The sequence below is a fragment of the Janthinobacterium sp. EB271-G4-7A genome (assembly GCF_020858075.1).
Classification (GTDB): domain Bacteria; phylum Pseudomonadota; class Gammaproteobacteria; order Burkholderiales; family Burkholderiaceae_D; genus Janthinobacterium; species Janthinobacterium lividum.
In genome coordinates this window covers 1-18682 of the sequence record NZ_JACYMI010000005.1, presented here as the reverse complement: position 1 = coordinate 18682, position 18682 = coordinate 1, and the positions used below count along the sequence as shown (strand labels likewise).

Sequence of the window (18682 nt, the reverse complement as noted above, 5' to 3'; positions counted from 1 at the left end):
ATCGCCGGATAATGGCAGGTGTGAAAATTCAAGGTCGCCGCAGCTGGTCTGCGGCGATCGTTTTGTCAAAGAGATCATGACGCCGGACCAGAGGCCAGTCCCGCCAGGCGTTTCAAGTGGAGAAGTGATAGTGATAAAAATGAGCAGAATCGCATTGGTACTGGCCTCGGGCCTGATGATGTCGTGCGCCGGCGCGGAAACGCCGACGGAAGCGAACATCAAAAAGCTGATCGAGCCGCGCCTGGGCGAAGGCGCCAAGGTCGATTCGGTCAAGGAAACGCCGTACGGCGGCCTGTACGAAGTGCGCACGGGCGGCGATATCCTGTACACGGATAAAGCCGCGCAATACCTGTTCGTCGGCCACGTCTTCGACGCCAAGACGTCGCAAGACCTGACCAAGGTGCGCCTGGACGAAGTCAATCGCATCAAGTTCTCCGACTTGCCGCTCGATTCCGCCATGAAGACCGTCAAGGGCAATGGCAAGCGCGTGATCGCCGTGTTCGAAGATCCGAACTGCGGCTATTGCAAGCGTTTCCGCCAGAATGCGCTGAAGGAAATCGACAACGTCACCGTCTACACCTTCATGTACAACATCCTGTCGCCCGACTCCATCGTCAAGTCGCGCAATGTCTGGTGCGCGCCGGACCGCAACAAGGCCTGGGATGACTGGATGTTGAACGGCAAGGCGCCGGCCACGGTGGCCGCCACCTGCGCCAACCCGCATGAAAAAATCCTCGCCCTGGGCCAGCAATTGCGCGTCTCGGGCACGCCAGCCATCTTCTTTGCCGACGGCAGCCGCATTCCGGGCGCGGTCGATGCGAAGACGCTGGAACAGAAATTCTCGACCATTAAGTAATCCGGGCTGTCGCCAGGAAGGCTGGACGGCGCGCCCTCGCAAGGCGCGCTTTTTTTTGCACTTTTTTCCGCTGTCGTATCATCAAGTGTTGTTCGTAGACGCCATAACAATCCAAAAAAGGGGAAGCAGCAGATGATTACCTTGAATATCAACGGACGCGACACGCAGGTCGACGCCGATCCTTCCACGCCCATCCTGTGGGCGCTGCGCGACAACCTGAATATGACGGGCACCAAGTTCGGTTGCGGCGCGGCCCTGTGCGGGGCCTGCACGGTGCACCTCGACGGCCAGCCGATCCGCTCCTGCATCACGCCGATTTCCTCGGTGGGCGCGCAAAAGATCACCACCATCGAAGCGATGGAAAACGACCAGGTTGGCAAGGCCGTGCAGGCGGCATGGGTACGCCACGACGTGCCGCAATGCGGCTACTGTCAAAGCGGCCAGGTGATGAGCGCCACGGCGCTGCTGCGCACCAACAAGGCGCCCAGCGATGCCGACATCGACGGCGCCATGAGCGGCAATATCTGCCGCTGCGGCACCTATCAACGGATCCGCGCAGCCATCAAGGACGCGGCCAAGACCCTGGCCTGAGGAGAGCGACATGCGTATCGAATGGTTGAATCAGGAAGCATTGCAGCATGGCGGGGTGACCCTGGGCGCGGCGCTGGCATCGGCGCCGGTGGCCGTTGCCGATGGCGTGTCGCGGCGCGGTTTCATGAAGGCCGGCGCTGCGGCCGGCGGCGGCTTGATGCTGGGCTTTTTCCTGCCCGGCGCAGGCAAGCTGGCGCAGGCGGCCGATGCCGCGCCCGCCAAGCCCGTGTATGCGCCGAACGCCTTCTTGCACATCGCTCCCGATAACACGGTGACGGTGCAGGTGAACCGGCTGGAATTCGGCCAGGGCGTGCAAACGAGCTTGCCCATGCTGATCGCCGAGGAACTCGACGCCGACTGGAGCCTGGTGCACGGCGCCCTGGCGCCGGCCGGCGAGCAGTACAAGGATGCCGCCTACGGCATGCAGATGACGGGCGGTTCGGGCAGCATCGCCCACTCGTTTACGCAGTACCGCGAAATCGGCGCCAAGGCGCGCGCGATGCTGGTGGGCGCCGCTGCCGCGCAGTGGAAGGTCAGTCCCGACCAGGTGCGTGCCGCCAAGGGCGTGCTGTATGGCCCTGGCGGACAAAAGGCGACGTATGGCGAGTTTGCCGACGCGGCCATGCGCCAACCCGTGCCCGCCACCGTCAAGCTGAAAGACCCGCGCGAATTTGTCATCATCGGCAAACCCGTGAAACGCCTCGACGCGGCCGCCAAGTCCACGGGAAAACAGCAGTTCGGCATCGATTTCAAGCCGCCCGGCGCGAAAGTGGCCATGGTGGCGCGCCCGCCCGTGTTTGGCGCCAAGGTGGCGAAATTCGACGCCAGCAAGGCGAAAGCCATCAAGGGCGTGCTCGAGGTGCTGGAAGTGAAGACCGACCGTGGCGGCAGCGGCGTGGCCGTCATCGCCGACGGCTACTGGCCCGCCAAGCAGGGACGCGACGCGCTGGTGATCGAGTGGGATACGAGCGCCGTGGAAAAGGTCAGCAGCGACAAGCAGCTGGCCGCCTTCAAGGCGCTGGCGAAAACGCCGGGCACGGTCGCCAAACCTGCCGACATGGACAAGCTGGCCAAGGCGCCGAAAAAGATCGAAGCCGTGTACGAGTTCCCCTACCTGGCGCACGCGCCGATGGAGCCGCTCAACTGCGTCGTCGACCTGCAAGCGGACAAATGCACGATGTGGGTGGGCTCGCAATTCCAGACCGGCGACCAGGCGGCCATCGCGGCTACTTCCGGCCTGAAACCCGGGCAGGTGACGCTGCACACCATGATGGCTGGCGGCGGCTTCGGCCGGCGCGCCGTGCCCTCGTCCGATTATGTGGTCGAAGCCGTCAACGTCGCCAAGGCATACAGGGCGGCGGGCAAGAGCGGCCCCTTAAAGCTGATGTGGAGCCGCGAGGATGACATCAAGGGCGGCTACTACCGGCCGTCGCATGTGCACCGCGCGCAGATCGGTCTCGACGCCAAAGGGAAAATCCTCGCCTGGGACCACACCATCGTGGGCCAGTCCATCATGGCCGGCACGCCATTCGAAGCCTTCATGGTGAAAAATGGCGTCGACGGCACCATGGTCGAAGGCATGGGCGAGCCGTACACCCTGCCGATGAAGCTGTCCGTGCACACGGCCAAGGCGAACGTGCCTGTGCTGTGGTGGCGCTCCGTCGGCTCGACGCACACGGCCTTCGTCATGGAAACCCTGATCGACGAGGCGGCGCACGTGGCGAAGATGGACCCCGTCGCCTACCGCAAGCAGCTGATCGACGCCAGGCACACGCGCCACATCGCCGCGCTGGACCTGGCCGTGGCCAAGTCCGGCTATGGCAAGAAGAAGCTGCCGAAAGGGCAGGCCTGGGGCGTGGCCATGCATGAATCGTTCAATTCCGTCGTCGCCTACGTGGTGACGGCTTCCGTGGTGGAAGGCGCGCCCAAGCTGCACCAGGTATGGGCCGGCGTGCATTGCAACCTGGCCGTCAACCCCTTGACGATCGAGGCGCAAGTACAGGGAGCCGCGCTGATGGCGCTGGGCATGACCATCCCCGGTGCGGCCATCACGCTCAAGGATGGCGTGGTGGAGCAGCAGAACTTCGGCGACTACCCCGTACCGCGCATGCAAGACATGCCGGTGATCGAGGTGCACCTGGTGCCATCGGGCGACGCGCCAACGGGCATGGGCGAACCGGGCGTGCCGCCATTGGCGCCCGCATTCGCCAATGCGCTGTTCGCGCTGACGGGCAAGCGCCTGCGCAAGCTGCCATTCGACCTGGCGGCCGCATGACGGCAGCGGTTTTTTGAGTACGGTCGGCATCTTGCTGGCAGCCGGAAGGGGGCGCAGGTTCGACCCTTCCGGCGTACAGAATAAATTATTGCAGCCGCTGGCCGAAGGCCCGCATGCGGGCTTGCCGGTGGTGGCGGTTGCCGCAAAAGCCATGCTGGCGGCCTTGCCGCGCGTGCTGGCCGTGGTGCGTGCCGACGATACGCAGGTGGCGCGCGTGCTCGGTGCGCTGGGCTGCGAGGTGCGCGTCTGCCATGACGCCGACACGGGCATGGCTGCCTCGCTCACCTGCGCCATCGATTACGTGCGCGGCGCGCCGGGCTGGCTGATCGCCCTGGGCGACATGCCCTGGGTGGAAGCGGCTACAATCGCTGCCTTGTCGCAAGCCATCGGCGATGGCGCGCACATCGCCGTGCCCGTGTTCCAGGGCCGGCGCGGCAATCCTGTTGCCTTCAGCGCCTTTCACTTGCCGCTGCTGCTGGCGCTCGATGGCGACCAGGGCGCGCGCAGCATCGTCAACAGCCATGCCGTATGCGAAGTGACAGTGGACGACAGCGGCATCTTGCGCGATATTGATACACCTGACGATTTGTCGCCGGTGCCTGGCGCACCCGGGCGATTGTAGAACATCCATGCCAGACACGAGGAAAACATGAAGAAAGCACCGATTCAAAAAATCACCGCCAAGGCGGGAGCCAAGGCAAGCGGCAAAGCCACAAGCAAAGCCGTAGCGAAAACCGCAGTGAAAACCACACCAGCCGCCGGCATCATCTACAGCATCGCCGCTGCCGACCTGGCCGGCCACATGTTCAAGGTGACGTTGACAGTCAAGTCGCCGGCCGCCATCGGCCAGGTCTTGTCCTTGCCGGCCTGGATCCCGGGCAGCTACATGATCCGCGAATTTTCGCGCAACATCGTCAGCATCCGCGCCGAGTCCGAAGGCAAGGCCGTGGCGCTGACCAAATTGGACAAGCACTCGTGGCAAGCCGCCCCTTGCAAAGGCCCGTTGACGGTGGAATACGACGTGTATGCCTGGGACCTGTCCGTGCGCGCCGCCCACCTGGACCAGAATCACGGCTTCTTCAACGGCACCAGCGTGTTCCTGCGCGTGCTGGGCCAGGAGGCCGAGCCGCATGAAGTGCACATCGTGCAGCCGAAGGATGCGGCCTGCAAGTCCTGGAAGGTGGCCACCACCCTGCCGGAACTGAAAGCGAAGCGCTATGGCTTCGGCAGCTACCAGGCGGCCAATTACGATGAGCTGATCGACCACCCGGTGGAGATGGGCGACTTCGCGCTGGCCACCTTTACCGCGCATGGCGTGCCGCACGATATCGTCGTCACGGGCAAGGTGCCGAACCTGGACCTGGACCGTCTGTGCCGCGACCTGAAAGCCATCTGCGAAACACAGATCGCCTTCTTCGAGCCGAAGACCAAGAAGGCGCCGATGGACCGCTATGTGTTCATGACCATGGCCGTCGGCGACGGTTACGGCGGCCTCGAACACCGCGCCTCGACGGCGCTGATCTGCGCGCGCGCCGATTTGCCGACGACGGCGTCGACCAGCACGGAGATCGGCGACGGCTACCTGAAATTCCTGGGCCTGTGCAGCCACGAGTACTTCCACACTTGGAACGTCAAGCGCATCAAGCCGGCCGCTTTTGCGCCGTACAACCTGCAGGCGGAAAGCTATTCGCCGCTGCTGTGGCTGTTCGAAGGCTTCACCAGCTATTACGATGACCTGATGCTGGTGCGCGCGGGCCTGATCGACGAGGCAGCCTATTTCAAGCTGCTCGGGAAAACCGTCAACAGCGTCTTGCGCGGCAGCGGCCGCACCAAGCAAAGCGTGGCCGATTCCAGCTTCGACGCCTGGGGCAAGTACTACCGCCAGGATGAAAACGCGCCGAATGCCATCGTCAGCTATTACACCAAGGGTTCGCTGATCGCGCTGGCCTTCGATCTGACGATCCGCAGCAAGACGAACGGCGCAAAGTCGCTGGACGACGTGATGCAGGCCTTGTGGCAGCGCTATGGCCGCGATTTCTACAAGGGCAAAGCGCGCGGCGTGACGCCGGCGGAAGTTGAAGCCCTGTTCGATGAGATTGCCGGCACGCGCATGAAGCCGTTCTTCGAGCGCTACATCCGCGGCACGGACGACGTGCCGCTGGCGCGCCTGCTGGCGCCGTTCGGCGTGAAATACAGCGATGCGCGCAAGGCGGAAAAGGCCAGCCTGGACGTCAACCTGGGCCGCGACGGCAACGATGCCAAGCTGGCGCAGGTGCACCAGGGCGGCGCTGCCCACGTGGCCGGTCTTTCGGCGGGCGACGTGCTGGTGGCCATCGACGGCTTGCGCGTGACGGGCACCAACCTGGACACCTTGCTGGGCCGCTATGCGGTGGGCGCGAAGGTGGCGGTGCACGCCTTCCGCCGCGACGAGCTGATGACGTTCGCGGTAGTGCTGCAGGGCGACCGCGTGCCAGGTGTCAGCTTGACCCTGCTGCCGGCGCCAAAGAAAGCCGCGGGACCGAAGCGTCCTAGCGCGGCATGATGCAGTTTGTCATGCAGTAGGACAGAAAACCGGCCGTCACTGGCCGGTTTTTTTATTGCAAGTAGCAATTTCTCAAATGCAACTCATCCGCTGAACTGGCGGCTTGCCATCATATTTACCGTAAATGAACTAATTTTTCTTTAACTAAACTAAAATTGCCGAACCGCTTCTTTTAGATCGCGCCAACGTGCAAACCCTCGATCCTCGAACCATCATGCTGATGACGACCCTGATGTGCGGGGCGATGAGCATCGTCATGTTCTCGGTGTATCGCAGTTTCCGGCGCGAGGTGCATGGCCTGGGACATTGGGCGGCCGGTTTACTGTTGCTGGTGTGCGCGTCCCTGCTGTTCGGCACCCGCGAAGTGCTGCCGCCGGCATTGTCCGTGATCGCGGCCAATGCGGCGCTGGTGGCGGGCATCGGCCTGTCGATGCTGGGCACGGAGACATTCTTTGGCCTGGCGCCCAGCCGCCGCGCCTATCTGCTGATACTTGCCCTGGCCATCGCCGGCAATAGCTGGTGGCTGCTGGTGCACCCTGATTTCTCGGCGCGCGTGGCGGTCTTCTCCCTGCTGGTCTTCCTGTTTTACGCCCGCCAGGCGCAGTTGGTGTGGCGCCATGGCGAGCGCCATTTCTCGAGTTTTTTCTTTGGCGCGCTGATGCTGACGCAGGCGATCGTGGTGCTGGCGCGCGGCGTGTCTGCCTTGCTGCATGGCGGCGCCAGCGTGAACCTGACGGTGGCCGGCACGCCGGCCGGCATCTATCTGGCGGTCGCCAATTTCATGGCGCTGCTGCTGACGGTGGGCTTCATGACGGTGGCGACGCGTCGCCTGCAGCAGATACTGGAGCGCCGCTCGACCCACGATCCGCTGACGCAGGTGCTGAACCGGCGCGGCTTTGGCGATGCCTATGCGCGCGAAATGGGCAATCTGCGGCGCCGCCGTTTGCCGCTGACACTGCTCAGCATAGACCTCGATTACTTCAAATCGATCAATGACCGCTACGGTCACGCGGTGGGCGACCAGGTGCTGGCGCATGTGGCCACTGTCATCGGCGGGGCCTTGCGCGAATCGGATTGCGTTGCGCGTTACGGCGGCGAGGAATTCGTCGTGCTGATGCCGGACATGCCGGCGCAAAGTGCGCTGGGCGTGGCCGAACGCATCCGCACCTTGCTGCGTGAGTCCAGTCATGCGGGACTGCCTTCGTGTACGGTCAGCATCGGCGTCGCTTGCCAGGCATCGGTGGTGGAAGGGCTGGAACAGTTGCTGTCGCGCGCCGATGCGGCCCTGTACCTGGCCAAGGAGCGGGGACGCGACCGCATCGAACTCGATACCGCTGCGCTTACTGTGGACCGGACAATGTCCGCAGCTGGAATCGGTACTGGTCGTTGAACAGGAAGGTTTCGGAAAAATCGAAGGTCTTGGCATGGCGGCGCATCAGGTGTGCCGCCGGTGGAAAGGGCGCCTGCACGCGCCGCACGGCGGCCAGGGCCGCAGCCGATGCTTCGCTGTCGCGCGAACGGTGGACATGCACGCTTTTCAGCTCGCCGTCGGGCCCCACGCTCAGGTCGAGCACGACGATGGCCGGCAGCATGGGCGGCAGGCGTCCGCTGAACGTGTATGCAGCGTTGGCCTCCATGATCTGCTGCGCCACCAGTGATTTGTAGGCGTCGATGCTGGCGGCGAGCTGTATTGCGGCGGGCGTGGGAGCGGGCGTAGGTGTGGGCGTGCGCGCCGCTGGCGGGGCCGCAATCTGGCAAGCCGACAGCAGGCTGGCGGCGGCAAGGACGATTATCGCGTGTCTCATGCCTGCCAGCCTACCATGGTTTAGCTGAACAGGCGTTCCAGCTCCACGCCGGGGTCTGGCGCGCGCATGAACGCTTCGCCCACGAGGAAGCTGTGGATGTGCGCGTCGCGCATGCGTTGCACGTCGGCCGTGCTGTGGATGCCCGATTCCGTGATGATCAATCTGTCTTGCGGGATGCGCGGCAAGAGATTGATGGTCGTGTCGAGCGACGTTTCGAAGGTGCGCAGATTGCGGTTGTTGATGCCGATCAGCGCGCTCTTGAGTTTCAGGGCCGCCGTCAGCTCTTCGCCGTCGTGGCTTTCGATCAGCACGCCCATGCCCAGTTCGTGGGCGCACGCTTCCATCTCCGCCATCAGGCCATGGTCGAGCGCCGCGACGATCAGGAGGATGCAGTCGGCGCCCATGGCCCGCGCTTCATAGATCTGGTACATGTCGACCATGAAATCCTTGCGCAGCACGGGGATGGCGCAGGCGGCGCGCGCCTGCTGCAGATACTCCACGGATCCCTGGAAGAACTGTTCGTCCGTCAGCACGGACAGGCAAGCCGCGCCATGCGCCGCATAGCTGGCGGCGATATCAGCCGGACGGAAGTCGGCGCGGATCACGCCTTTCGACGGCGACGCTTTTTTCACTTCGGCGATGATGCCGGGCTTGCCGGCGGCGATGTGCTGGCGCAAGCTCGCTTCAAAGCCGCGCAGGCCGGCGCGCAGTGCGCTGTCGCTTTCCACGTCGCCGCGCAGGCTGGCCAGGCTGCGGCGGGCTTTGGCCTTGGCCACTTCATCGGCCTTCACGGCCAGGATTTTATCGAGTATGTCGGACATGATGGTCGCTATTCTATAAAGGAGGGCGGTGGCTTACGCTTGCGCCGGGGGGCCCAGCTGCTGCGTGACCTGCACGAATTGATCGAGTTTTGCCAGCGCCGCGCCCGAGCTGACGGCGGTGCGCGCGCGCGCCAGGCCGTCTTCGATCGAGCTGGCCACGCCGGCCGCGTACAGCGCCGTGCCCGCGTTCAGGGCGACGATGTCGGCAGCGGCACCGGGCTCGCCGCGCAGCGCTTCCATCATCTTGGCCTTCGATTCGGCGGCATCGGCCACCTTCAGGTTGCGGCTGGCGATCATCGACATGCCGAAGTCTTCGGGATGGATTTCATATTCGCGGATTTCGCCGTTGACCAGTTCGCCGACGAGGGTAGAGGCACCGAGCGAGACTTCATCCATATTGTCGCGGCCATACACGACGATGGCGTGCTGCGCGCCCAGGCGCTGCAGCACGCGCACCTGGATGCCGACCAGGTCGGCATGGAACACGCCCATCAGGATGTTCGGCGCACCGGCCGGATTCGTCAGCGGACCGAGGATGTTGAAAATCGTGCGCACGCCCAGCTCCTTGCGCACGGGCGCCGCATGCTTCATGGCCGCATGGTGGTTCGGCGCATACATGAAGCCGATGCCCGTCTGCGCGATCGACTGGGCGATCTGCTCGGGCTGCAGGTTGATGTTGACGCCCAGGGAGTCCAGCACGTCGGCGCTGCCGGACGAGGACGAGACGCTGCGCCCGCCATGCTTGGCGACGCGCGCGCCGGCCGCCGCCGCGACGAACATCGAGGCGGTGGAAATATTGAAAGTGTGCGCGCCGTCGCCGCCCGTGCCGACGATGTCGAGCAGGTTGGTGGTGTCGGCCATGGGCACCTTGGTGGAAAACTCGCGCATCACTTGCGCGGCGGCGGCGATTTCGCCGATGGTTTCCTTTTTCACGCGCAAGCCCATGGTCAGGGCTGCGATCATGGTGGGCGACATTTCGCCGGACATGATCTGGCGGAACAGGTACAGCATTTCGTCGTGAAAGATTTCGCGGTGTTCGATGCAGCGCAGCAGGGCTTCTTGTGGGGTGATCGGCATGATGCTTCCTTCTTCAATGATGGCGCAGGACGACACTGATGGCACGCCGTGGCGTGCGCGGAAAATCAGCGCTCGAGAAAGTTCTTCAGCAGGGCGTGGCCGTGCTCCGAGAGGATCGATTCGGGGTGGAACTGCACGCCCTCGATATCGTATTCCCGGTGGCGCACGCCCATGATTTCGCCGTCGTCCGTCCACGCCGTCACTTCCAGGCAGGAAGGCAGCGAGGCGCGTTCGATCGCCAAAGAGTGGTAGCGGATCACTGTGAAGGGGCTGGGCATGCCTTTGAAAACGCCCACGCCCGTATGCGCGATGAGGGAAGTCTTGCCATGCATGACTTGCTTGGCGCGGATGACCTTGCCCCCAAACGCTTCGCCGATGGCCTGGTGGCCCAGGCACACGCCCAATATCGGTTTCTTGCCGGCGAAGTGCTTGAGCACTTCCACCGAAATACCCGCCTGTGCCGGCGCTTTCGGCCCGGGCGAGATACAGATGCGGTCCGGGTTCAGCGCCTCGATCTGTGCGATCGTGATTTCATCGTTGCGGTAGACCCGCACGTCTTCGCCCAACTCGCCGAAATACTGCACGATGTTGTAGGTGAAGGAGTCGTAGTTGTCGATCATCAGCAGCATCTTAAAACCCTCCATCCAGGCCATCTTGCACTTGTTCGGCGGCGCGCAGTACGGCGCGCGCCTTGTTTTCGGTTTCCTGCCATTCCATTTCGGGGATGGAGTCGGCCACGATGCCGGCCGCGGCCTGCACATACAGCATGCCGTCCTTGACCACGCCCGTGCGGATGGCGATCGCCACGTCCATTTCGCCGCCAAACGACAGGTAGCCGCAGGCGCCGCCGTAGATGCCGCGCTTGGTGATTTCCAGTTCGTCGATCACTTCCATGGCGCGCACTTTCGGCGCGCCCGTCAGGGTGCCGGCGGGGAAGGTTGCGCGCAGTACGTCCAGGTTCGACAGGCCATCCTTCAGCTTGCCCTCCACGTTCGAGACGATGTGTTGCACATGCGAGTATTTTTCGATGACCATGCGGTCGGTGACGTGCACGCTGCCCGTCTCGGCAATGCGGCCGATGTCGTTGCGCGCCAGGTCGATCAGCATCACGTGCTCGGCGATCTCCTTCGGATCGGCCAGCAGCTCGGCCGACAGTTCGGCGTCGCGCTCTGGCGTGGCGCCGCGTGGACGGGTGCCGGCAATCGGACGCAAGGTGACTTTCTTGCCGCCGTCCGCCGTCTTCTCGTTGCGCACCAGGATTTCCGGCGAGGCGCCGATGATCTGCATGTCGCCGAAATTATAGAAGTACATATACGGCGACGGATTGAGCGAACGCAAGGCGCGGTACAGTGTCAGCGGCGAATCGACATACGGCTTGCGGATGCGCTGGCCGATCTGTACCTGCATCAGGTCGCCCGCCATCACGTATTCATGCGCCTTGGCGACGGCCTTCAGGTAGTCTTCCTTGGAAAAGTCGCGGATGGTTTCCGTGCGCACGGAAGCGCTGGTGACGGGTGCATCGACACCGCGGCGCAGCATCATGCGCAAGTCCTTCAGGCGCTGCTGCGCTTTCGAAAACGATTCGGGCTGCGTGGTGTCGGCGTAGACGATCAGGTAGAGCTTGCCGGACAGGTTGTCGATGACGGCCAGTTCTTCCGTCACCATCAGCTGGATGTCGGGCAGCTTCAAGTCGTCTTTCGGCGCGCCGCCGGCCAGTTTTTTCTCGATGTGGCGCACGGTGTCGTAGCCGAAGTAGCCGGCCAGGCCGCCGCAGAAGCGCGGCATGCCGGGGCGCAGGGCCACCTTGAAGCGCGACTGGAACTGTTCGATGAAGTCGAGCGGATTGCCTTCGTGTTCTTCGATCACTGTGCCGTTCTTGACGATTTCGGTGCGCTTGCCGTAGCTGCGCAACACGGTCGTGGCGGGCAAGCCGATGAAGGAGTAGCGGCCGAAGCGTTCGCCGCCGACGACGGATTCGAGCAGGAAGGTGTTCTTGCCGCCCTGTTGGGATTGTGCCAGTTTCAGGTACAGGGTGAGCGGGGTTTCCAGGTCGGCGAACGCTTCCGCGATCAGGGGGATGCGGTTGTAGCCTTGCTGGGCCAGCGATTTGAATTCGAGTTCGGTCATGTTTCTCTCCATGCCGCCAGGGTATGAGTGTGCATAGTGCACAAACCCTGCGGTGGGTTATCAAAAAACTTGCCGGGACATGCAATATGCGCAAAATGCGCAAAGGACGCGTGTGCAGCCGGCAGCAATCGTAACGGCTCGGCCCTTAGGCCTGCCAGGATTGCCAGCGTCGCCAAAGCCAGGCCTCAATCGAGCCGGTTTGGGTGACATTGTGTTTTTTGATGAGAAACGTGTTCACGATATGGTGTTGGGTTTGGTCAGTATGCTGGTTAATTTTGCATGCTAATAAAACGGGCTGCTTCGAGCAGTGTCTTTACTATACCATCGGAATCGGTATCGTGTATAGAGTGTCCGTGATTGTAGCCATACGGTACCGTCAGTACGGGGCAAGCCGCAGCCCTGGCCGCTTGTGCGTCATTCGAGGAGTCGCCGATGGCCACCACTTTGGAGGGCGGCAAGTCGAAGTCCGCGCACACTTGCAGCAGCGGCATGGGGTGCGGTTTTTTCTGCGGCAGCGAATCGCCGCCGTAGACGATCTCGAAATACTGGTCCAGGTTTTTCAGTTTCAGCAGGGGCAGAGCGAAGGCGATCGGCTTGTTGGTGACGCAGGCCAGGCGCAAGCCCGCCGCCTTCATCGCCGCCAGTCCCGCTTCCACATCCGGGTATAGGGTGCTGAACTGGCCGTTGATGGCCAGGTAATGGCGCTGGTAACCGTCCATCGCCTGCTCGAAACGCTGTTCCACGCCGGCCGCATCGAAGTCGAGCGCCAGCACGGTGCGGATCAGGTTTTCCGAGCCTTTGCCCACCATCAGCTTGATGGCGTCGGCGCTGATGGGCGCCAGGTCCAGTTCGGCGCGAATGCCATTGATGGCGACATGAAAATCGGGCACGGTGTCGAGCATCGTGCCATCGAGGTCGATGATGGCGGCGCGCACGCCGGCCAGTACGTGGTCTTTCACCGTGCCCGCTTGCATCAGGCGCCCGCTACTTTGGCCAGCTCGGCGCGCATGGCGTCGATGACGGCCTTGTAGTCCGGCTTGCCGAAGATGGCCGAACCGGCGACGAAGGTGTCGGCGCCGGCGGCGGCGGCAGCGGCGATGTTGTCGATCTTGATGCCGCCATCGACTTCCAGCATGATGTCACGGCCCGACTCGTCGATCATGCGGCGTGCCTCGGCGATCTTCTTCAGCGCTTGCGGAATGAAGGACTGGCCGCCGAAGCCCGGGTTGACGGACATGATCAGGATGATGTCGATCTTGTCCATCACGTGTTCCAGGTAGTGCAGCGGCGTGCCCGGGTTGAATACCAGGCCCGATTTGCAGCCATTGTCGCGGATCAGCTGCAGCGAACGGTCGACGTGATCCGACGCTTCCGGGTGAAAGGTGATGATGTTCGCGCCAGCCTTGGCGAAATCCGGGATAATGCGATCGACAGGCTTGACCATCAGATGCACATCGATGGGTACTTGCACGTGCGGGCGGATCGCTTCGCACACCAGGGGGCCGATGGTCAGGTTCGGCACGTAATGGTTATCCATCACGTCGAAGTGGATGATGTCGGCGCCGGCGGTAACGACGTTGCGCACTTCCTCGCCCAGGCGGGCAAAGTCGGCGGACAGGATGCTGGGAGCGATACGGAATGTTGTCATGGTGAAGTAGCCAAAGGATAGAAAATGCGATTTGCGCTATTTTACGCCTGACGCCGCTACCGTGCCTCATTGAAGTACGGTGAAATACAGAATACGCATCGCGCGATGGCCAATGCGGCGCGCGCGACACACAATATGACTGGCAATGTCTGAATAGGAATGACGATGGCGACTTATGAATTTACGGTAACGGTCAAGACGCAATATCTGCCCGATCAATCGGCACCGGACCAGGGGCGGCACGTGTTCAGCTACACGATCCGCGTCGTCAACACGGGCACGGCTGGCGCGCAACTGATTTCGCGCCACTGGGTCATCACGGATGCGAACAACAAGGTGGAAGAGGTACGCGGCCTGGGCGCCGTCGGCCACCAGCCGCTGCTGCAGCCGGGCGAGCAGTTCGAATACACGAGCGGCACCATGCTGGGCACGCCGCAAGGCTCGATGCATGGCGAATACTTTTGCGTGGCCGAAGACGGCCATCAGTTCGAAGCGCCGATTCCCGAGTTCGTGCTGTCGGTGCCGCGCACCCTGCATTAAGGAAACGCCGGGGGCGTGCGCCCCTATTTCAGTTTTTCGGTGGCGTCCTGTTCTTCACTGAGCTGCTTGCGCGCCGGCGGTGCGGGCTTTTTGCCCGAGTACATGGTCCACCAGACTATAAATGCCAGCAAGAAGAACGCCACCAGCGCCTCTATCATCAAGATCCACATACGCACCCCTATGTTATTTACACGCAGCCCATTTACCAGCCGTCTGTTTACACGCGGTAGTCTACTCGTTTCAATCGCCGGCGTCGCGCTGACTCTTTCCGCCTGCACCACGCCGTCCACGCCACCCGCTGCCTCCAGCGGCAAGGCGCCCGCCATCGCGCCGACCGTCGTCAGGCCGGTGCCGGCCAAGCCTGCCGACGCCAAGGATGCCACGGATGCGGCAGCCCCCACATTCGTGCCCGCCAAGTTTGCCGCCTTGCCTGGCTGGGCCCGCGACGACATGCGCGCGGCCTGGCCCGCCTTCATGGCGTCGTGCGGCGTGCTCGTCAAGCGTCCGGACTGGAAAGAATCGTGCACGATTGCGCGCCAGGTGAATGCCGACAGCGACAAGGCCATCCGCCTGTTTTTCGAGACCTTCTTTGTGCCCAATCAAGTCGTCACCGCCGATGGCGCCAATACTGGACTGGTGACCGGTTATTACGAGCCATTGCTGCACGGCGCGCGCAAGCGCGGCGGTCCATACCAGACACCGCTGTACAAGGTGCCTGACGACCTGGTTTCGGTGGACTTGGCCGGCGTGTATCCGGAACTGAAAAACATGCGCTTGCGGGGCAAGCTGGTCGGCAAGAAGGTGATACCGTACGCAACCCGCGCCGACATCGAGCGCGCCACCTCCGTCACGGGCAAGGAATTGCTGTGGGTGGATGACGAAGTCGAGGCATTCTTCCTGCAAGTGCAGGGTTCCGGGCGCGTGCAGTTGACCGATACGCAGGAAACCGTGCGCGTGGCGTACGCGGATCAAAACGGCCATCCGTATAAATCGATCGGCCGCTACCTGGTCGACAAGGGCGAACTGACCTTGAGCCAGGCATCCGCGCAAGGCATCAAGGCGTGGATCGCCGGCCATCCCACGCGCAAGGATGAATTGTTCAACGCCAATCCCAGTTATGTCTTCTTCAAGGAAGAGCGCTTGCCCGACCCGAAAGTGGGGCCGAAGGGCGCGCTGGGCGTGCCGCTGACGCCGCAGCGCTCGGTAGCCATCGATTCGCGTTTCCTGCCGCTGGGCGCGCCCGTGTTCTTGTCCACCACGCAAGCCAATAGCGAGATCCCCATGCAGCGCCTGGTGATGGCGCAGGATACGGGCGGCGCCATTCGCGGGCCGATCCGTGTCGATTATTTCTTTGGCTTTGGCGCGGAAGCGGCCGAGAATGCGGGCCGCATGAAGCAGAGCGGCGCCGTGTGGGTGTTGTTGCCGAAGCAGGCACCGGCGCGCTAGAGGAGGTGCGCGGCGCCGGCGGGTGATGGTCTGGCGTCAGCTTAGCGCAGAACCATCACTGGCAAGTGCGTGTGGGCCAGCACTTTTTGCGTTTCGCTGCCCACGAACAGCTTGTTCAAGCCCTTGCGGCCATGCGAGGCCATCAGGATGATGTCGCAATGGTAGGTCTGCGCCGCATTGACGATTTCATCGTGCGGGCTCGGTGACACGGCCACCACGCCTTCGAAGGGCACGCCGGCGGTGCGGGCCGCTGCGCCGATCTTGTCGATGGCGCGTTGCGACGCTTCCTGCATCTGTTGTTCATACAGGCTGGCGTCGAGCACGATGCCGCCGTCGGCCATCGGCGAAAACGGGAAAGGCTGCACCACGCTGATGGCGACCAGCTTGGCTTTGTTCAATTGGGCGAAGGCGAGGGCGGTCTCGGCGGCTTTGTCGGACAACGGCGAGCCGTCGGTGGGAAATAAGATGGTATTAAACATAGCGTGCTCCTCAAGTGATGTAAGACAGCTTATGGATTTATATCAATTGAAACCTTGATATAAATCAAACCTCACAGGCTTTGGCGTGAATAGTGTCGCCAAGGCAATCTTTTAGCAGTGTATGCCTGTTCATCGCATCAGGTGCGCACGCTACGCAGCGGCGTGCCCCACACCATGGCGGCTGTCAACAGGATGCTGCCGGCCGCGATGCAGGCAAGGCCATTGCGCACGCCAAAGTGTTCCGCGATCCAGCCGGCGGCCAGCGCGCCCAGCGGCGCCGTCGCCACCGTCAGGAAGCGCATGGTCGACGTCATGCGGCCCAGCATGGGGTCGGGCGTGACTTTCTGGCGCAGGCCCAGATAGGGAATAAAGAACAGCATCACGCCGCAATCGAAAAAGAACATCAATATGGCATACGCCACGGCGCTGGCGGCAGCGCTGCCGAACAGCGCGGCGGGAATCGTTGGCGTCAGGGCAAAGCAGAGCGAGGTCGATGCCAGGCCGATCAGGATGGTGCGGCCGGCGCCGTAGCGCTTCGTCAATGGCTTGACGATGAAGGCGCTGAGCAAGACGCCGGCGCCGCCCAGCATCTGCGTCATGCCCAGCACGCCAGGACTCATGCCCAGGTCGCGCGTGGCGAACAGCACCGTCAAGGCCATGCTGGCGTAAAACAGGAAGTGCCAGATGCCGGCGCCCCAGGCCAGCGCGCGCAGCAGCGGTTCGCGCCAGACGAACAGCAAGCCGTCGGCGATGTCGCGCAAGGCATGTTTGTCGGATGGGGCGGGGTGCGGGTCGCGCACGCTCATGGCACGCAAATTGAAGACGGAAATCAGATAGCCGCACGCCGTGCACAGGATGGCGACGGGCGCTGACAAGACTTGCACCAGCACGCCGGCCAGGCCGGGACCGATCAGGCGCGACGCCGATTCGGTGGCGGCAAATTTCGATTGCGCATCGATCAAGCCGTCGCGGCCCACCAGGAAAGTCAGAAACACCTGTTCGGCACCGCCACCGACGACGAAGCCCGTGCCGATGATGAACCCCACTATATATAACCACGGCATGGACAGCACGCCGCACCAGTAAGCCACGGCCACGCTGGCCAGAGCCAGGCCGGACATGCTTTCGCTGAACAGCATGATCGGGTGCTTGCTGCGCCGGTCCAGCAGCACGCCGACGGGCAAGCCGAAGAGGGCGAACGGCAGCGCCTGCAGGGCAACCAGCATGCCCATCTGTTCCGGCGTCGCATGCAATAACAGTACCGCGCACAAGGGCAGGGCCAGCGAGGTGATCTGGGCGCCGAAGCAATTGAGGCCGTTGCTGAACCACAGGCGGCGGAAATTGACGCTGGCGGCGCTGCCGTCGCCTCGCAGGTAATGGGCACAGTACTGGAAGAGGGAGGAGAAAATATCTTGCTCGATATGAAAATGATCAGGCTCACAATAATAGCAGCGCGCCTGCCGCGCCGCTGCCGTTAGCCGCTACAATCGTTGCCACCGTGTTCATCCAGAGGAGACTATATGCAATACGAAGACTTGATCATCGATATCCAGGACAAAGTGGCGGTCATCCGCCTGAATCGCCCGAAGGCATTGAATGCCTTGAACGACAACATGATGAATGAGCTGGGCGACGCCTTGCTGAAGTTCGATGCCGACGAGAATATCGGCTGCATCGTCCTCACGGGCAGCGAAAAAGCGTTTGCCGCCGGCGCCGACATCGCCGCCATGGCCGATTACACCTATCCGGACACCTTTACCCAGGGCTACATCAGCCGCAACTGGGAACATATCTTGCGCGTGCGCAAACCTGTGGTGGGCGCAGTGGCGGGCTATGCGCTCGGTGGCGGCTGCGAACTGGCCATGATGTGCGACTTCCTGATCGCTGCCGACAGCGCCAAATTCGGCCAGCCGGAAATCAAGGTCGGCGTTACGCCAGGCGCGGGCGGTACGCAGCGTCTGCCGCGCGCCATCGGCAAGGCCAAGGCCATGGACCTGTTGCTGACGGCGCGCACCATTGACGCTGCCGAGGCGGAACGCATCGGCCTCGTATCGCGCGTGGTGCCGGCCGATAAATTGCTGGAAGAAACCCTGGCCGCCGCCAAGACCATTGCCGCCATGCCGACCTCGGTTGCCATGATGATCAAGGATTGCGTCAACCGCGCCTTTGAAACCACCTTGACGGATGGCGTCGCCTACGAGCGCCGTTTGTTCCAGGCTGCCTTCGGTACGCCTGCGCAAAAAGAAGGCATGCACGCTTTCCTGGAAAAGCGCTTGCCAAACTTCGACGGTCTTTGATATGATTCGCCTCCCCGATGAGACGCACTGGTTTGCGGCACAAAAGGGACAGCCTTCCGGGGCTGGGTAGTAAAAAAGAAGGTTGACGAAATGCTGCAAACGCTTCATACTCTTCCTTCTTCGCAGCTGACAAACACAACGCTTTGTCGATAGCGCGAAAGCAGTAACCGAATACAGT

19 protein-coding genes are annotated in these 18682 nt (G+C 62.7%); 9 read left to right on the top strand and 10 right to left on the bottom strand.

The features are described from left to right. Positions 1-139: 139 nt before the first annotated feature. The 6 genes from IGS58_RS24945 to IGS58_RS24920 all read left to right on the top strand — a co-directional run bounded on the left by IGS58_RS24945 (position 140) and on the right by IGS58_RS24920 (position 7654). Entirely contained in the window at positions 140-856 is a 717-nt protein-coding gene (locus IGS58_RS24945) for a DsbC family protein (protein WP_034785648.1), read from the top strand. Positions 857-988: 132 nt separating this feature from the next. Continuing rightward, positions 989-1447 carry a (2Fe-2S)-binding protein gene (locus IGS58_RS24940; RefSeq protein WP_034753534.1) on the top strand — a complete coding sequence of 153 codons (459 nt, stop codon included), beginning with the start codon at positions 989-991 and terminating at the stop codon, positions 1445-1447. A 10-nt stretch (positions 1448-1457) separates the two neighbouring features. Next, positions 1458-3722 carry a xanthine dehydrogenase family protein molybdopterin-binding subunit gene (locus IGS58_RS24935; protein WP_070254116.1) on the top strand — a complete coding sequence of 755 codons (2265 nt, stop codon included), beginning with the start codon at positions 1458-1460 and terminating at the stop codon, positions 3720-3722. A gap of 13 nt (positions 3723-3735) precedes the next feature. Continuing rightward, complete coding sequence (locus IGS58_RS24930) at positions 3736-4344, top strand: nucleotidyltransferase family protein (RefSeq protein ID WP_070254117.1); 609 nt, start codon at positions 3736-3738, stop codon at positions 4342-4344. 117 nt (positions 4345-4461) lie between these two features. Then, the gene (locus IGS58_RS24925; protein ID WP_329958021.1) at positions 4462-6264 is read left to right on the top strand and encodes a M61 family metallopeptidase; all 1803 of its coding nucleotides are present in this window, start codon (positions 4462-4464) and stop codon (positions 6262-6264) included. Positions 6265-6478: 214 nt separating this feature from the next. Next, positions 6479-7654 carry a GGDEF domain-containing protein gene (locus IGS58_RS24920; protein WP_099396064.1) on the top strand — a complete coding sequence of 392 codons (1176 nt, stop codon included), beginning with the start codon at positions 6479-6481 and terminating at the stop codon, positions 7652-7654. Here IGS58_RS24920 and IGS58_RS24915 read toward each other — a convergent pair. The 7 genes from IGS58_RS24915 to rpe all read right to left on the bottom strand — a co-directional run bounded on the left by IGS58_RS24915 (position 7605) and on the right by rpe (position 13742). Continuing rightward, positions 7605-8069 (bottom strand): energy transducer TonB, encoded by a 465-nt coding sequence (locus IGS58_RS24915; protein WP_230522970.1) that lies wholly within the window; start codon positions 8067-8069, stop codon positions 7605-7607. The two genes, IGS58_RS24920 and IGS58_RS24915, sit on opposite strands and share 50 nt — an antisense overlap. 20 nt (positions 8070-8089) lie before the next feature. Next, entirely contained in the window at positions 8090-8890 is an 801-nt protein-coding gene (gene trpC, locus IGS58_RS24910; RefSeq protein WP_230522969.1) for an indole-3-glycerol phosphate synthase TrpC, read from the bottom strand. 33 nt (positions 8891-8923) lie between these two features. Beyond that, positions 8924-9967 (bottom strand): anthranilate phosphoribosyltransferase, encoded by a 1044-nt coding sequence (trpD, locus tag IGS58_RS24905; RefSeq protein WP_230522968.1) that lies wholly within the window; start codon positions 9965-9967, stop codon positions 8924-8926. 65 nt (positions 9968-10032) lie between these two features. After that, positions 10033-10596, bottom strand: coding sequence for an anthranilate synthase component II (locus IGS58_RS24900; RefSeq protein WP_070254122.1), 564 nt, complete (start codon positions 10594-10596; stop codon positions 10033-10035). A 1-nt stretch (position 10597) separates the two neighbouring features. Next, positions 10598-12094, bottom strand: coding sequence for an anthranilate synthase component I (gene trpE / locus IGS58_RS24895; protein ID WP_092608763.1), 1497 nt, complete (start codon positions 12092-12094; stop codon positions 10598-10600). A 269-nt stretch (positions 12095-12363) separates the two neighbouring features. Beyond that, positions 12364-13068: a phosphoglycolate phosphatase gene (locus IGS58_RS24890; RefSeq protein WP_230522967.1), complete on the bottom strand. Its 705-nt coding sequence runs from the start codon at positions 13066-13068 to the stop codon at positions 12364-12366. Beyond that, positions 13068-13742, bottom strand: coding sequence for a ribulose-phosphate 3-epimerase (gene rpe, locus IGS58_RS24885; protein WP_086145604.1), 675 nt, complete (start codon positions 13740-13742; stop codon positions 13068-13070). Before rpe ends, IGS58_RS24890 begins: the two co-directional genes overlap by 1 nt. Positions 13743-13907: 165 nt before the next feature. Between rpe and apaG the strand changes: the two genes are divergently transcribed. After that, positions 13908-14282 (top strand): Co2+/Mg2+ efflux protein ApaG, encoded by a 375-nt coding sequence (gene apaG, locus IGS58_RS24880; RefSeq protein WP_034785627.1) that lies wholly within the window; start codon positions 13908-13910, stop codon positions 14280-14282. Positions 14283-14305: 23 nt separating this feature from the next. On the opposite strand, the gene IGS58_RS24875 is transcribed toward apaG, so the two are convergent. Beyond that, on the bottom strand, positions 14306-14452 hold the full coding sequence (locus IGS58_RS24875; protein ID WP_167468630.1) for a hypothetical protein: 147 nt from the start codon (positions 14450-14452) through the stop codon (positions 14306-14308). A gap of 10 nt (positions 14453-14462) precedes the next feature. Here IGS58_RS24875 and mltA point away from each other — a divergent pair, with 10 nt between their 5' ends. Then, positions 14463-15728 (top strand): murein transglycosylase A, encoded by a 1266-nt coding sequence (gene mltA / locus IGS58_RS24870; RefSeq protein WP_230522966.1) that lies wholly within the window; start codon positions 14463-14465, stop codon positions 15726-15728. Between the two features lie 41 nt (positions 15729-15769). Here mltA and IGS58_RS24865 read toward each other — a convergent pair whose 3' ends face one another. Further along, positions 15770-16207, bottom strand: a complete 438-nt coding sequence (locus tag IGS58_RS24865) for a universal stress protein (protein ID WP_070254126.1) — start codon at positions 16205-16207, stop codon at positions 15770-15772. A gap of 137 nt (positions 16208-16344) precedes the next feature. Beyond that, a complete protein-coding gene (locus tag IGS58_RS24860; protein WP_230523082.1) occupies positions 16345-17538 on the bottom strand; it encodes an MFS transporter in 1194 nt (397 codons plus the stop codon). Between the two features lie 189 nt (positions 17539-17727). On the opposite strand from IGS58_RS24860, the gene IGS58_RS24855 reads away from it, so the two are divergent. Beyond that, positions 17728-18504 carry an enoyl-CoA hydratase gene (locus IGS58_RS24855; RefSeq protein WP_070282850.1) on the top strand — a complete coding sequence of 259 codons (777 nt, stop codon included), beginning with the start codon at positions 17728-17730 and terminating at the stop codon, positions 18502-18504. The last annotated feature ends 178 nt before the right edge of the window (positions 18505-18682 follow it).

Excerpts from the sequence above, each read along its gene's own strand:
- IGS58_RS24945 (WP_034785648.1), top strand. The coding sequence starts at position 140 with ATGAGCAGAATCGCATTGGTACTGGCCTCGGGCCTGATGATGTCGTGC.
- IGS58_RS24940 (WP_034753534.1), top strand. The coding sequence starts at position 989 with ATGATTACCTTGAATATCAACGGACGCGACACGCAGGTCGACGCCGAT.
- IGS58_RS24935 (WP_070254116.1), top strand. The coding sequence starts at position 1,458 with ATGCGTATCGAATGGTTGAATCAGGAAGCATTGCAGCATGGCGGGGTG.
- IGS58_RS24920 (WP_099396064.1), top strand. The coding sequence starts at position 6,479 with ATGCTGATGACGACCCTGATGTGCGGGGCGATGAGCATCGTCATGTTC.
- IGS58_RS24915 (WP_230522970.1), bottom strand. The coding sequence starts at position 8,069 with ATGAGACACGCGATAATCGTCCTTGCCGCCGCCAGCCTGCTGTCGGCT.
- trpC (WP_230522969.1), bottom strand. The coding sequence starts at position 8,890 with ATGTCCGACATACTCGATAAAATCCTGGCCGTGAAGGCCGATGAAGTG.
- trpD (WP_230522968.1), bottom strand. The coding sequence starts at position 9,967 with ATGCCGATCACCCCACAAGAAGCCCTGCTGCGCTGCATCGAACACCGC.
- IGS58_RS24900 (WP_070254122.1), bottom strand. The coding sequence starts at position 10,596 with ATGCTGCTGATGATCGACAACTACGACTCCTTCACCTACAACATCGTG.
- trpE (WP_092608763.1), bottom strand. The coding sequence starts at position 12,094 with ATGACCGAACTCGAATTCAAATCGCTGGCCCAGCAAGGCTACAACCGC.
- IGS58_RS24890 (WP_230522967.1), bottom strand. The coding sequence starts at position 13,068 with ATGCAAGCGGGCACGGTGAAAGACCACGTACTGGCCGGCGTGCGCGCC.
- rpe (WP_086145604.1), bottom strand. The coding sequence starts at position 13,742 with ATGACAACATTCCGTATCGCTCCCAGCATCCTGTCCGCCGACTTTGCC.
- apaG (WP_034785627.1), top strand. The coding sequence starts at position 13,908 with ATGGCGACTTATGAATTTACGGTAACGGTCAAGACGCAATATCTGCCC.
- IGS58_RS24875 (WP_167468630.1), bottom strand. The coding sequence starts at position 14,452 with ATGTGGATCTTGATGATAGAGGCGCTGGTGGCGTTCTTCTTGCTGGCA.
- mltA (WP_230522966.1), top strand. The coding sequence starts at position 14,463 with ATGTTATTTACACGCAGCCCATTTACCAGCCGTCTGTTTACACGCGGT.
- IGS58_RS24865 (WP_070254126.1), bottom strand. The coding sequence starts at position 16,207 with ATGTTTAATACCATCTTATTTCCCACCGACGGCTCGCCGTTGTCCGAC.
- IGS58_RS24855 (WP_070282850.1), top strand. The coding sequence starts at position 17,728 with ATGCAATACGAAGACTTGATCATCGATATCCAGGACAAAGTGGCGGTC.